This is a genomic window from Rhodococcus sp. T2V, from assembly GCF_029269925.1.
GTDB lineage: Bacteria > Actinomycetota > Actinomycetes > Mycobacteriales > Mycobacteriaceae > Rhodococcus_F > Rhodococcus_F koreensis.
The window spans coordinates 93959-108154 of sequence record NZ_JARJBD010000025.1 but is presented as its reverse complement, the minus strand read 5'-3'; the positions used below and the strand labels follow the sequence as shown (position 1 = coordinate 108154).

Annotated in this window: 6 protein-coding genes; all 6 read right to left on the bottom strand. The window is 71.7% G+C overall.

The features are described 5' to 3' along the window. Positions 1–12: 12 nt before the first annotated feature. The 6 genes from P3H15_RS21920 to P3H15_RS21895 are packed head-to-tail and all read right to left on the bottom strand — an operon-like array spanning position 13 to position 14154. Entirely contained in the window at positions 13–9147 is a 9135-nt protein-coding gene (locus P3H15_RS21920; RefSeq protein ID WP_276139184.1) for a non-ribosomal peptide synthetase, read from the bottom strand. After that, positions 9134–10708 carry an amino acid adenylation domain-containing protein gene (locus tag P3H15_RS21915; RefSeq protein ID WP_276139183.1) on the bottom strand — a complete coding sequence of 525 codons (1575 nt, stop codon included), beginning with the start codon at positions 10706–10708 and terminating at the stop codon, positions 9134–9136. Before P3H15_RS21915 ends, P3H15_RS21920 begins: the two co-directional genes overlap by 14 nt. Continuing rightward, positions 10705–11757, bottom strand: a complete 1053-nt coding sequence (locus tag P3H15_RS21910; RefSeq protein WP_346348793.1) for an HAD-IIIC family phosphatase — start codon at positions 11755–11757, stop codon at positions 10705–10707. Before P3H15_RS21910 ends, P3H15_RS21915 begins: the two co-directional genes overlap by 4 nt. Next, positions 11754–12764: a 3-oxoacyl-ACP synthase gene (locus tag P3H15_RS21905; RefSeq protein ID WP_276139181.1), complete on the bottom strand. Its 1011-nt coding sequence runs from the start codon at positions 12762–12764 to the stop codon at positions 11754–11756. The genes P3H15_RS21910 and P3H15_RS21905 overlap by 4 nt, the downstream gene beginning before the upstream one ends. Next, positions 12761–13858 (bottom strand): acyl-CoA dehydrogenase family protein, encoded by a 1098-nt coding sequence (locus P3H15_RS21900; protein WP_276139180.1) that lies wholly within the window; start codon positions 13856–13858, stop codon positions 12761–12763. The genes P3H15_RS21905 and P3H15_RS21900 overlap by 4 nt, the downstream gene beginning before the upstream one ends. Further along, positions 13855–14154, bottom strand: a complete 300-nt coding sequence (locus tag P3H15_RS21895; protein WP_072947118.1) for an acyl carrier protein — start codon at positions 14152–14154, stop codon at positions 13855–13857. The genes P3H15_RS21900 and P3H15_RS21895 overlap by 4 nt, the downstream gene beginning before the upstream one ends. Positions 14155–14196 lie beyond the last annotated feature (42 nt).

Sequence of the window (14196 nt, the reverse complement as noted above, 5' to 3'; positions counted from 1 at the left end):
CCTCCTTGCTGGTCAGAACTCGTAGGTGGCGGGCGCGGGCGCCTCGCTGTCGGTGGTATGTGTGAGCGCCTCGGCCTGCGCCGCCACGGTGACGAGGTCGAACAACTGGCCCACTCGCAGTGCGCCGGGCCACTGTCCGTCGAGACGCCGCTGCAGTTCCACGACGCGGTGAGAGTTGCCGCCGACGTCGAAGAATCCGTCTTCGGGACCGAAGTCGTCGTGCCCCAGCACGGCCGCCCAGTGTTCGGCCACCGACCGTTGCAGTGTCGTCCAGCGTGGCCGCATCGCCGGCTCCGCCTCGGACACGAGTGCACGCAGCGCGTTCTCGTCCACCTCGCCGCCCGCCGTTCGCGGGACGGCCCCGAGTGCGACGAACCGGGTGGGCACCGAGCGGGCGTCGAGCCGTCCGGCGCTGAACTCCCGCAGGTCCTCCGCCATCGGCAGCACGGCCGCCGCGGCCGCAGGCACCCAGAAGGCGGTGACACCGGCCGCGGTCGTGAGGACCACGGCCTCACGGACCGCCGGGTGACTCTCGACGACGTCCGCGACCGACCCTGCCGGGAATCCGGCGGCGTCGACCGTCAGCAGTCGTCCGGACCGGTTCCACCGGGCGAACGCGCCCGTGCGGACCATTCGGGAGCCCGGGGCCCCGAACGGGTTCGCCACGAACGTGGTGGCCGCCGCGCGCACCGACGTGTGGGGTTCCCGCGTGTCGGCGACATACACCTCGCCGCTCACGCCCTCGAGGGTGAGTTGCATCCGGGGGTCGAGCACGAACGTCCCGGCCGCCACGCTCCATTCGCGAATCCGGGCGTGCTCGTCCGGGGTCAGCAGGTCGACGTCGCCGACGGGGAAACTCGGATCCGCGACGAACGTGGCGAGGATCCGGGTGAACCGCCCGGCGAGGGCCTGCACGGTCGCCTCGTCGAAGAGGTCTGTGGTGTAGGTGAATCCGGCCGTCAACCCTTCCGGTGTTCCGCAGTCGTCGTACCGCTCCCGCACCGTCAGGTGCAGGTCGAAGAGGGAGACCTCGACGTCGGGTTCGAGGACCTGGGCTTCGAGGTGCGGGAGGGTGAGATCGGGGTGCTCGGTGTTCCGGAACTCGAGCAACACCTGGAACAGCGGTGAATGAGACTGGGAGCGAGGCGGGTTCAGCGCCTCCACCACCCGCTCGAACGGCACGTCGGCGTGAGCGTAGGCCGCGAGATCGGTCTCGCGGACCCGTGCGAGCAGAGTGTCGAACGTCCCCGACACGTGGGTCCGCAGCACGAGTGTGTTGACGAACATGCCCACCACGTCGTCGAGGACGGCCTCGCCCCGGCCGGCGACCGGTGACCCGATCACCACGTCGCCGGAACCACCCGAGCGAGACAGCAACACGGCGAGGGCCGTGTGCACGATCATGAACACGGTGCACCGCCGGGTCCGCGCCAACGCCACCGCCTCGCGGTGCAGGTCGGCGCCGATCGTGAAGGTCACCCGGTCGCCGGCGGCCGATCGGCGGGGCGGGCGGTCACGGTCGGTCGGCAAGTCGGTCACGGCGGGCGCATCGGCGAGTGCGGACCGCCAGTAGTCGAGTTGCCGGGAGAGCAGGGAGTGTGGGTCGTCCTGCGAGCCGAGGAGTTCCCGCTGCCACACCGTGTAGTCGGGGTACTGCACCGGCAACGGCTCCCATCCCGGCGCGCAGCCCTCGGACCGCGCGGTGTAGGCCGTCAGCACGTCGCGGGCGAGCGGGACCATCGAGAACCCGTCGGCCGCGATGTGGTGCACCACGACGACGAGGACGTGCTCTCGGTCGCCGAGTGTGAACAGCCGCGCCCGCATCGGCACTTCGGCGGCGACGTCGAATCCCGTCGACACGAGTTCCGAGATCTGGCCGGGTACCGGATCTTCGGACGTCGACACGGTGAGTTGCGCGACGTGCCCCGCGCCGACGATCACCTGGGTGGGTCCGGTGTCGCCGAACGGGTACCGGGTGCGCAGCGATTCGTGCCGCTCCACGACGTCGGCGAGGGCGGCGGTCAGCGCGTCGACGTCGAGGTCGCCCGACAGGCGGACGATCATCGCGACGTTGTACGCGGGCGAGGACGGGTCGAACTGATTGAGGAGCCACATCCGGTGCTGCGCCCACGACAGCGGCACCGGGTCGGGGCGCCGGGGCACCGCCACCGCGGGCCGGGCGTCGCCGCCCGCGGTCTCGCGGGCGATCCGCGCCGCAAGCGCCCGCACCGTCGGGGCCTCGAACACGTCCCGCACACCGACGTCCGCACCGAGCGCGGAGTTGATGCGCGCAACCACCTGTGTCGCGGTCAGCGAGTTGCCCCCGGACGCGAAGAAGTCGTCGTCGGCTCCGACGACGCCGGTCCCGAGAACCTCGGCGAACACGTCGGCCACCGCGGACTCGAACGGGGTGCCGGGCGCACGGAAGACGCGGGGGGCGAATTCGGGTTCGGGCAGCGCGTGCCGGTCGACCTTGCCGTTGGCGCCGAGCGGAAGCCGGTCGAGGACGGTCACCGAGGCAGGCACCATGAACGGGGCGAGCACCGATCCGGCGAACTGCAGCACCTCCGTGGTGTCGAGATCGGCGCCGTCCTCGGCCGTGACGTACCCGGCGAGGACCGCCTCGGCGGCGGGCGTGCGGCGCACCACGACCACCGCCTGCGCGACACCGGGGCAGCGGGTGAGCACCGCCTCCACCTCTCCCGGCTCGACCCGCTGGCCGCGCAGCTTGACCTGGAAGTCATTGCGGCCCAGATATTCCAGCCGCCCGTCCTTCGTCCACCGCATCAGATCCCCGGTGCGGTACATCCGCGAGCCCGGATGGTCGAACGGGTTCGCCACGAACGCGGCGGCGGTCGCGCCTGCCCGCCGGTGGTAGCCGCGTGCCAGACCGTCCCCCAGCACGTACAGCTCACCCACCACACCGACGGGCACCGGCCGCAACCACTCGTCGAGGACGAGTTCGCGGACGCCGCGCATCGGGTGGCCGATCCGCACGGGGTCGCCCGGGGTCATCGGGTCGCCGATGTTCGACATCACCGTCGTCTCCGTCGGGCCGTAGCCGACGAGCAGGGTGCGCCCGGCCGCCCAGCGGGCCAGCAACTCCGACGGGCAGCGCTCACCGCCGACGACGAGGGCGCGCAGTAACCGCAGACCGCGCGGGTCGATCGTGGCCAGGACCGCCGGGGTGGCGAATGCGTGGGTGATCCGTTCTGCCGCCAGCAGTTCCGTCAGCGCGGCACCGCCGTACACGTGCGGCGCGGCGATCACCAGTCGCGCGCCCGCGCCGAACGCCATCAGGTATTCGAGCATCGTCGCGTCGAACCCGGGCGACGCGAGATTCAGCACACGCGACGCGTTCGTCGTCGCATACCGGGTGCGCTGATCGATCGTGAAGTTCTGCAATCCCGCATGGGGGATCACGACGCCCTTCGGCGCGCCCGTCGACCCGGACGTGTACATCAGATACGCCGGGTGGTCCGGTCGCAGCGGCACGACCCGATCCTCGTCGGTGATCGACCGGGACTCCCATCTCCGCGTCGGACCCGGGTAGTCGAGGAGCAGCCATTCCACGCCGTCCGGCATCCGGTCGCGCTGTTCGGCGACGGTGAGTCCCACCACGGCGCCGCAGTCGGCGAGGATGTCGGTGATCCTCGCGGACGGCAGGCTCGGATCCACCGGCACGAACGACGCACCCGATTTCGCCACCGCCCACACCGCCACCACCAGTTCCACGGATCGGACGAGCCCGATCGCCACGTGATCCTCCGGCCCGATTCCGCAGCGGATCAGCACCCACGCCAGGCGGTTCGACCAGTCGTCGAGTTCGCGGTACGACATCACCGCGTTGCCGTACGACAGCGCGACGGCGTGCGGGTCGCGGGCGGCCGCGGCGGCGAGGATCTCCGGCAGCAGCCGGGTGGTGCCGGTGGGCCGCCCGCGCACGGGAACGAGCGCCTCGCGTTCGCCGGCGGACAGCAGATCGAACCGGGCCAGCGGAACGTCCGGGTCCGCGACCACCGTGTCGAGGAGCCGCACGTAGCGTTCGGCGAACTTCCGGACGGTCGCGGCGTCGAAGATGTCGGTGGCATAGGTGAATCCGGCGCTGATCCCGGCGGGCGCCCCGTTCTCCCCGAACCGCTCGGCCAGGGTCAGCTGCAGGTCGAACGTGGAGACGGAGACACCGAGGTCGATCTCGTCCACGTCCAGTTCCGGCAGGCTCGGGGTGGGCCGCTCGACGTCCTGGAACTCGAACAGCACCTGGAACAGCGGTGCGTGGGCGGTGGTGCGCGGGAGCGCGAGCGCCTCGACGACCCGCTCGAACGGCACCTCCGCGTGCGCGAACGCCTCCAGGTCGCGGTCCCGCACGACGGCGAGCACCTCGGCGAACGAGTCGGCGCCACGGACCGGGGTGCGCAGCGCCAGGGTGTTGACGAACATCCCGACCACGTCGTCGAGGACGGCCTCGCCACGCCCCGCCACCGCCGATCCGATCATCACGTCGGCGGTGCTCCCCAGGCGGGACACCAGGACCGCGAACGCCGCGTGGGTCACCATGAACACCGTCGCATCGTGTTCCCGCGCCAGGGCGACCACCTTCCGGTGCAGGCGGTCCCCGATGTCGAACGCCTCCCGCGCACCGGCGAGTGTCCGGTGCTCGGGGCGTGGGCGATCCATCGGCAGGTCCGTCACGATCGGCGCGTCGGCGAGCGCGGCACGCCAGTACCCGAGCTGGCGGGACATCAGCGAATCCGGATCGTCCTCCGCTCCGAGCAGCGTCCGCTGCCAGACGCTGTAGTCGGAGTACTGCACCGGGAGCGGCACCCAGTCCGGCGCGTGCCCCCGCACCCGCGCGGTGTACGCGGACGTCACGTCCCGGGCGAGCGGCCCCAGCGACAACGCGTCCGCCGCGATGTGGTGGACCACCAGGGCCAGGGCGTGATCACGCGGACCGAGCTCGAACAGGTGCGCCCGCAACGGAACCTGCGCGGTGACCTCGAAGCCCGCGGACAGCGCCGCGGCGAGCCGGTCCCGGAGTTCACTCTCCCCCGACACCGGGACCGCGCGGAGGCGGCGCACCGCGTCCGCCGCCGGAATCACCGACTGCACGGGCGTGTCGCCGCGCATCGGGAAGATCGTCCGCAGCGCCTCGTGCCGGTCCACGACGTCCGTCAGCGCCGCGTGCAGTGCATCGACGTCGAGGGGTCCGCGCAACCGGAAGGCCGCCGCGATGTTGTAGGCGGGCGACGTCGTGTCGAACTGGTCGAGGAACCACATCCGCGTCTGCGCCAGCGACACCGGCGCCGCCGCGGACCGGTCGGTGGCCACCAGCGGCGGCCTGCTCGCCGAATCCGCCCGCGCCACCCGGGCGGCGAGCGACCGCACCGTCCGCGCCTCGAAGACGTCGCGCACTCCCACGGCCGCACCGAGCACAGCCTGAATCCGCGCCACGATCTTCGCCGCGACCAGCGAGTTGCCGCCGAGCGCGAAGAAGTCGGCGTCGACGCCGACCGCGGGCACGCCGAGCAGCGCGGCGAACACGACCGCGATCGCCTCCTCGGCGGGGGTGCCCGGTGCCACGAAGTCGGCGCCGGAGTCGTCGGCGGGTACCGGAAGTGCCGCCCGGTCCAGTTTCCCGTTCACGGTGAGCGGCAGCCGCGCGAGGACCGTCACCGACGCCGGGACCATGTACGACGGCAGCGCGGTTGCCGCGAACTCCAGCACGGCCCCCGGGTCGACGACCGCACCCGCCTCGGGCACCACGTACGCGGCCGGCGCCGGGCCGGTCACCGGATCCTCGTGCAGCGTCACCACGGCCTGCGCGACACCGTCGCACCGGCCGAGCACCCACTCCACTTCGCCGAGTTCCACCCGGAATCCGCGGATCTCGACCTGCAGGTCGTCGCGCCCGAGGTAGTCGAGACTGCCGTCCCGCCGCCACCGCACCACGTCCCCGGTCCGGTACATCCGGTCCCCCGACGCATCCGCGACGAAGCGGGACGCGGTGAGCCCGGCGCGGCCGAGGTAGCCGCGTGCCACCTGCGGTCCCGCCACGTACAGTTCGCCCGCCACACCGACCGGCACCGGATGTAGCCGCGCGTCCAGCACCGACACCCGGAGCCCGGGAATCGCCCGCCCGATCCCGCTCGTCCACGCGGCGGCGGCGAGCCCGCGGTCGAGCGGGAGGTGGGTGACGTGCACCGTCGTCTCGGTGATGCCGTACATGTTCACGAGCACGGGCGCGTTCTCGCCGCGGCGGGAGTACCAGCGTTCCAACTGCCCGAAGTCGAGTGCCTCGCCGCCGAGCACGACGTAGCGCAGCGACGTCGGGCCTGCGGCGCCGTCGGCTTCGGTGGCCTCGATCAGCTGGGAGAACGCCGTCGGCGTCTGGCTCAGCACCGTCACCCGCTCGCGGCGCAGCAGCGCGAGGAACGCGGGGGGTGTCCGGGCGGTGTCGAGGTCGACGACGACGAGCGTTCCACCGTGCAGCAGCGCGCCCCACAACTCCCACACCGAGAAGTCGAATGCCGGGGAGTGGAACATCGTCCACACATCGGTGTCGTCGAACCGGAACAGGTCCCGGGTGCCGGTGAAGAGGGAGACCACGTTGCGGTGCGACACCGCAACACCTTTCGGCCGCCCCGTCGATCCCGACGTGTAGACGACGTAGGCCAGCGAATCCGGATCGGCCGGTGCCCGTTCCGTATCGGTCAGCGGGTCCGCGGAGCGGCCGTCGATTTCGGGGTCCGCCGAATCGAGGAGCAGGACCGGAACGTCCGGCACGGGCAGCGCGGCCGCGGTGTCCCGGGTCGCGAGCACGCACACCGGCCGGGCGTCGGCGACGACGAGCGCCGAACGCTCACCGGGGTGATCCGCGTCGACGGGCACGTACGCGGCCCCGGTCTTGACGACCGCCACGAGTGCGACGACGAGCGCTGCCGTCCGCGGCATCGCGACGGCGACCATCGACTCCGGGCCCGCCCCCAGCGAGAGGAGGTGCCGGGCAAGGCGGTTCGACCGGGCGTCGAGGTCGCCGTAGGTGATGCGCTCACCGCCCGACACGACGGCGGTCGCGCCGGGGTTCCGCGCGGCCCGGTCGGCGAACAGTGCGCCGAGCGTCGTTTCGCCGGCGGCGTCCGCCCGCCGGGTCGACCATTCCCGCAGCAGGGCGTGTTCGGCCGGATCGGCGAGGTCGATGTCGTCGACCACGACGGACGGATCCGCGACACCCGCCGCGGCGGTGCGCACGAACCGCTGAGCGAGCCCGTCCACGGTGGCGGCGTCGAACAGGTCCGTCGCGTAGGCGAAGCGGGCCGTCGTGTCCGACACCGTCACCCGCAGATCGAGGTCGCCGAGTTCCCCATCGGAGTCCGAGAATTCGAGCAGCACCTGGAAGAGCGGTGCGTGGGACGCGGACCGCGGCGGGTCGAGTGCCAGGGCGACGGCCTCCACCGGCACGCCGCGGTGGGCGAACGCCAGCGCGCCGGCGTTCCGGACCGTGTCGACGAAGTCGCCGAACCGGTCGGCGCCGCGCACCCGGGTCCGCGACACCACCACGTCGGCATCCCTCCGCGTGCCGAGGACGACGTCGTCGGTACGGGCCGATCGTGCCAGCACCAGTGCCAGCACCGCGTGCGTGACGGTGGCGGCGTCCGTGCGGTGCGCCTCGGCGAACGCTGCCAGCGCGCCCCGCAGTTCCGGTTCGAGTGCGACGTCGACGGCGGCGCTGCGCCGGGACGGCCGTGCGGGACGCGGACGGTCGGTGGGCAGATCCAGCAGCTGCGGCGCACCCGCCAGGGTGCGCGTCCAGAAGTCGAGCCGGGCCGTCTCCTCGTGGACGGTGCCGACGGGGGTGTCCGCGTCGGCCGCGAGGAATTCGCCGAGCAGTTCCACGAACCGCCGGTGATGGGCACCGACCTCACCGGCGTCGTACCGGTGGGGGTTGGCCAGGAAATGGACGACGGTCCGGACCGGGGAGCCGCTCTGATACACGTTGACGAGCAGGTCCTCGACCGGTCCGGACGTGACGATGTGGTACTCGCCGACGAGCGGCCCGAGGGCGAGTTCCTGATGGAAGAGCATCACGTTGACCATCGGCCCCGACAGCGACTCCGCGGCAGCGGCGCCCGCGTCGCGCCGGATGTCGCCGAGCCCGAAACGCTGGTGCCGCAACGCACCCATCACGTCCAGTTGCACCCGCTCGACCAGTTGTCCCACGGTGTCCTCGGGGCGAATCCGCACGGGAAGCGGCACGACACCCGCGACCATCCCGCCGGACCGTCGCAGGATCGCGGTGGTGCGCGCCGACACCGGGATCTTCACGAGCACGTCCCGGCGGCCCGTCATCCTCGACAGGTAGCAGGCGAACGCGGCGATGATCGCGGCGGTTCCGCGGGTGCCTGCTGCGCCCAGCGCTCGCTCCGCGGCCTCCGGGAGGGGCCCGGCGGCGTCGGTGCTCGTGGCGACCGAGGGCCCGGTACGACGCGCCAGTGTCGATCCGGGTCCGAGACCGCTGATCCGATCGGCCCAGTACTGCCGGTCCGCGGCGAACCGGTTCGACGACCGGTACTGCTGGTCGGCGTCGTACAGATGCCGGGGGTCCGCGGCCTCGCCCGGTGCCGGTTCCCGGCCGAGCACCTGCGCGGAGTACCGGGCCGCGATGCGGTTGAGCAGCGTCATCGCACCGTAGCCGTCCAGGGCCACGTGGTGAATCTTGCTGTACCACAGGTAGTGCGCGTCACCGACCCGGAGGATCGACGATTCGACGAGCCGGTCGCGGGTCGGATCGAGCGGGGTCTCGCAGTCGGCGCGCATCCACCGGCGGGCGGCGTCCACCGGTTCGGGGTCGTCGCGGAAGTCCACGAACCCGATCGAGCGGTCCGCGGCGGGGTCGACCATCTGGAACGGCTGACCGTCCCTGTCCATCAACCGGAGAAACGGCGATCCGAATTCGTCCGCGGTCGCGACGGTCGCCGCGCGCAGGACGTCGACGTCCAGGTCGCCGTGGACCTCGACGTACTGGGCGATGCACAGCGGCACGTCGGGAGCCAGTTGCTGCGCCAGCCACGCCTCGTATTGCGCGGAGGACAGTGGGAACGGTGTCTCGGCGTTACCGGCGGTCCCGGCACGGTGCTCAGGCAACGCCACCACCTCCGCCGGGGAGCAGCCGGCGCAACGCCGCCTCGTCCACCTTGCTGCTCGGAGCGAGCGGAAGCGCGCCGAGCGCGAGGAAACGGTCGGGCACGGCCTGCGCGACGAGGCGTTCGGCGCAGTGCGCGATCAGGTCGCGGGGTGTGGGCAGCACGGTCGCAGTGGCCGCGGGCACCCAGAACGCGGTCAGTGTGGTCTCCCCGTGTTCGTCGGCGGTCGCGAGGACCACGGCCTGGTGGATCGCGGGATGACTTTCCAGCGCGGCCTCCACCGCGTGCCTCTCGACGCGGGCACCCCGCACCTTCACCTGCCCGTCGAACCGGCCGCAGAATTCGATGTCGCCGTGCGGGTCGACGCGCGCGAGGTCGCCCGTGTGATACATCCGCGCGCCCGGCCGCTCCGCGAAGGGGTCGGCGACGAACCGGGCCGCGGTGGCGCCCGGGCGGGACGCGTAGCCCTCGGAGATCTGGGGACCGCCGATGTACAGGTCCCCGACCGCCCCGTACGGCACCTCGACCAGTTTCGCGTCGAGGACGTACGCCGTGCTCGCCCCCAGAGGTCTGCCGATCGGGGCGATCGAGGCGGGGACGTCGCGCACCGGATGGGCGAGACAGCTGACGGTGGTCTCGGTCGGACCGTACTCGTTGCTCAGCGGAACCCCCGGCAGTACCGCCCGGTGCTGGGCGACGAGCACCCCCGGAAGGGCTTCTCCCGCAAGCGTCACCAACCGCAGGCGCTCGCGCAGCGGGGCGAGGTGCGGCAGCAGCAGCCGGTAGAACGACGGGGTCGCCACCAGGTGGGTGGCCCGCCACGTCCGGGCGAGCGCGGCGACCGCCTCGGCGTCCATCAGTTCGTGCGCTGCCGGGAGGACGCTGGTACCGCCGGTGCACAGCGACCAGAGGGTCTTCAGCAGGGAGCCGTCCCACGTGAGGCGGAACGCGGAGAACGTGACCAGGTCGTCCTCGTCGTAGTCGTAGTTACGGCCGTCGACCATGCTCGCGAGGTTGGCGCGGCTCGCGACGACGGCCTTGGGGATGCCGGTGGAACCGGACGTCGTGATCACGTAGGCGGCGGTGGCCGCGGGCACGTCCGCGGGAAGTGCGACCGCCGGTTCGTCTCCGGGCGCCGGGCTCGCGTCCCGGTCGTGGAGTGCCGGAACACGTCCGCCCGCACTGTGGGCCAGTGCCCGGATTGCTTCCGGTGACGTCTTGGGATCCGCGGACCCGAAGACGACGGCGCCGCAGTCGATGTCGCCGAGGAGTGCGCGGAGCTGCCCCACCGGATGTCCGGGCTCGATCACGCACCACGCCGCGCCCAGCCGCAGCGCCGCGATCATCCCGACGACCGTCTCGACGCTCTGCCGCTGGTGGATCAGCACCACCTGGCCCGGTCGCACGCCGAGGGCCGCGAGCCTGCGCGCCAATGCCTCGCTCGCCGAGTCGAGTTCGCGGTACGTCAGCGCACGGTCGCCCACCACGACCGCGATCCGCCCGGGAACCCGCCTGCACTGGCGGAGGATCCCGGACGTCACTCCGCCGCTCGAGACCACGTCCGTCATGTCGTCACGTCTCCGGAGACGACCGTGACATGATCGGCGTTCGGTGCCGCCGCACTGCGGACGTCGTTGCACAGCAGCAGCATTCGCTCGGGATTCGGGTCGACGACGTCGAAGCCCGCGAATCGCAACGTCACCAGCATGACCCGGTTGACGTCGGTCGGCACGAACTCGGCGAGCGCCCGCCTGCCGTGGGCGCGGGCCCGCGCCACGACGTGCCGGATCAGCGCCGTCCCGACGCCCCGCGACATCACCCGGCACGACATCAGCAGCAGTTGCAGGACGGAATCGTCGCCGCGGATCTCCGAGACCGCGAGACCGATCGTGCCGTACCCGCCGAACCGGTCGGCGAGCGACGCGACGAGCACCTCGTGATCGTCGGAGGCGCACAGCCCGCGCAGTTCGTCGATCCCGAAAGTGCGTCCCGTCGTGTTGAGTTGATGGGACCGCACGGTCAGTTCGTGCGCGCGTTCGAGGTCCTCCTCGGTCGCCCGGCGGACCGTCATGACCAGGTCCAGCGAGGCCAGGAACTCGGTGTTCGACCCGCGGAACTCCTGTTCGCTCACCTGCCGGATCCGTTCGGCGCGGTACAGCGCCCTCCGCTGCCTCGCCTCCGCGGTGACGGCGGGCGGAGTCAACTCGGGAAGGTCGGGGAACGACGCGATCTGCTCGGCGGGATAGCACCGCACCGGGGGCAGCGCCTCGGACACCTCGGCGCGCTCGACGGGATCGTTGTCGACGAAGGCGATGGTGTCGAGGCCCAGGTTCAGGGTCTCGGCGATGCGGCGCACGGCCTCCGACTTCGGTCCCCATCCGACGTCGATGGCGCAGAACAGTTCCTCGATGCCGTGCATCCGCAGGTGCGCGGCGGCGGGTTCGAATTCGCCGCGGCTCGCCACGGCGTGCAGGATTCCGCGCCGATCGAGCACATCCAGGGCGCGGAGGGCGTCCGCGGTCGGCACCGGGGCGTCCTGTTCGAGGACGACACCGTCCCAGATGGTGTCATCGAGATCCCAGACCATGCACTTGACCGTCTGCGCCATCGCGATCACACCCCGCACCCGGGGTGGTCCGGCAGGCGCCGGAGCAGCGCACTGCTCCACGCCGCGACCGGACTGCTGTTCATGATCAGGCAGTAGTCGCCGGGCGCCTGCGCGGACGCCACGCGCTCGAGGTTCGCCACGACGTCGACGGAGCCGAGGTGGCCGTACCGGGCCAGGTTGTCGCGGCAGACGGGATCGATCGCGACGTCGAGCGCCTCCTGCCAGAACGCGAACGCACCGAGCGACAGGTTCTGCATGAGGAACACGCCGATCCCGTCCTGCTGCAGCCCGTTCCGGGCCAGCAGCTCCGCGTTGATCTCCGTGAACCGCTTCCTGCTCTCGACCGCCAGGCGAAACGAGTACGTGGGTTCGTCGGCGCATTCCTCGATCCAGTCGGCTTCGCGGACGTCGCGGTAGTCGATGTGGAACAGGTCGGCGTATTTTCCGTCGCTGCGGATCATCTGGTCGACGAGTTCGTACCGCCCCGTCCCCGACGTCGTCAGCAGGACCGCGGCGGCGCCGTCGCCGAGGAGCGTCATCGGCGGCCGGTACCGCGACCGGGTGGGTGTCTTCGCCGCCGCGACGACGAGCACGTTCTGGCAGCGGGGATCACCGCGGAGCATCGCCGACGCGAGGGTGAACGCCGCCGAGACGGACACGCACCCGAGGTCCCCCACCCCGGTCGTGAACGCCTGGGTCGCGCCGAGTCGGTGCTGCAGTCGCGTCGCCTCGGACGCGAGCAGGTACTGCGGAACCCGGCCCTGCACGAGCAGCAGTGCGTCGAGCTGGGTGGCGTCGAGGCCGGATGTGCGGAGCGCCTCCTCCGCCGCGGCCTGCGCCAGATCCACCTCGGCGAGACCGATTCCGATCCGCACCGTGTCGATGCCCAGTCCCAGCGCGTGCTCGCGCTGCGCGATCGGGAGTTCGTCGAGTTCCGGCAGTCCCGCCACGGTCACCTCGTCGTCGGGGAACCACAGCGCGACGGACTCGATCGTGATCGGCGGGTCTGCCGTCATCGCACACCTCCCCCGAGCACGTAGTCACCGATCTGGAGTTCGGCGACCTCGGTCGAGCCCTCGATGATCTGCATGACCTTCGCGTCACGGAAGAAGCGCCCCACCCTGCTGCCGGGGGCACACCCGGCGGCCCCGAGCACCTGGACCGCCTGCCGGCTCACCGATGCGGCGACGCGGGCGGCGGCGTACTTCGCGGCGATCGTCGTGAACAGCGCGCTCGGCTCACGCGCATCGCGTTGTTCGGCGGCCCGTTCGCACAGCGCGCGGGCGCCGGCCGCGTCGACCCAGCTGCGCCCGAGGATCGCACGGACCGAGTCGTGCTCGGACAACACGGCACTGCCCTGCACCCGGGTGGAGGCGTGCGCGACGGCGTCGGCGAGGCACCCGCGCGCCATCCCGGCGCACCCCCACGCCACGGTGTACCGGCCGTGGTCCAGGGCCGTTCCGACCACGTGGGACAGCCCGAATCCCGGCGGTGCGATCAGGTGGTCGGCGGGGACGACGACGCCGTCCAGCGCGATGTGCGCGATCCGGGCGCCGCGCATGCCCAGCTGACCGTGGAGCGGTTCGACGGTCACCCCCGGCGCGTCCGTCTCGACCAGTGCGGTGGTCAGCCCGGCTGGCGACCGGCCGAGGACGAGCAGCACGTCCGCCACCTCGCCGAACGTGACCCACAGTTTCCGCCCGGTGATCCGGTGGTCGGTGCCGTGCTCCTCGAAACTGGTAGTCACAGAGGAGAGGTCGCTGCCCGCCCCGGTTTCGGTGGCGGCGAATCCGGCGAGGAGCTCACCGGTCGTCAGGGCGGGCAGCCACCTCGCCCGCTGTTCGGCGGTGCCCCACCGATCGACGGCGGCGTTCACCATCCCCTGCACGGTCAGCAGCGACCGCAACGACGTGCAGACCGCCCCGAGTCTTTCTGCGACCGAGCCGAGTTCGGCGGCGTTCAGGCCCAGCCCCCGGCAGTCCGTCGTCCGGTCCAGCCCGAGGACACCCGCCTTCGCGGCGGCCTCGATGACCTCGACGGGCAGCCCGGTCTCGTCCCAGGTGCCGGCATCGGTCTCGGCGGAGGCGACCAGTGTGTCGATTCCGATCACGGCGACGCCCCGTCCGTCGCACGAAGCTGCTCGCCCCGCTTCCTCCGGATGAACCCCGCAACCCGGGCCGCAGTGCGGAAGTTGTCGAGGTCGAGATCCTCCACCTCGACCACGACGTCGTGGGAGCCTTCGATGTACGTGACGATCTCCAGTGCCCGCAACGAACTCACCAGCCCCAGGGTGAAGTAGTCGTCGTCGGGACCGAGTTCCGTCGACGTGATCGAGCTCAGGTACTGCCGTAGCTGCTCGACCAACTCGTCATGGGACTCGGGCACAGGTGCATTTGCTGTGTCCATGGGCCTGGGATTCCCAATTGGACCAGCGTTCAATCATCGCGG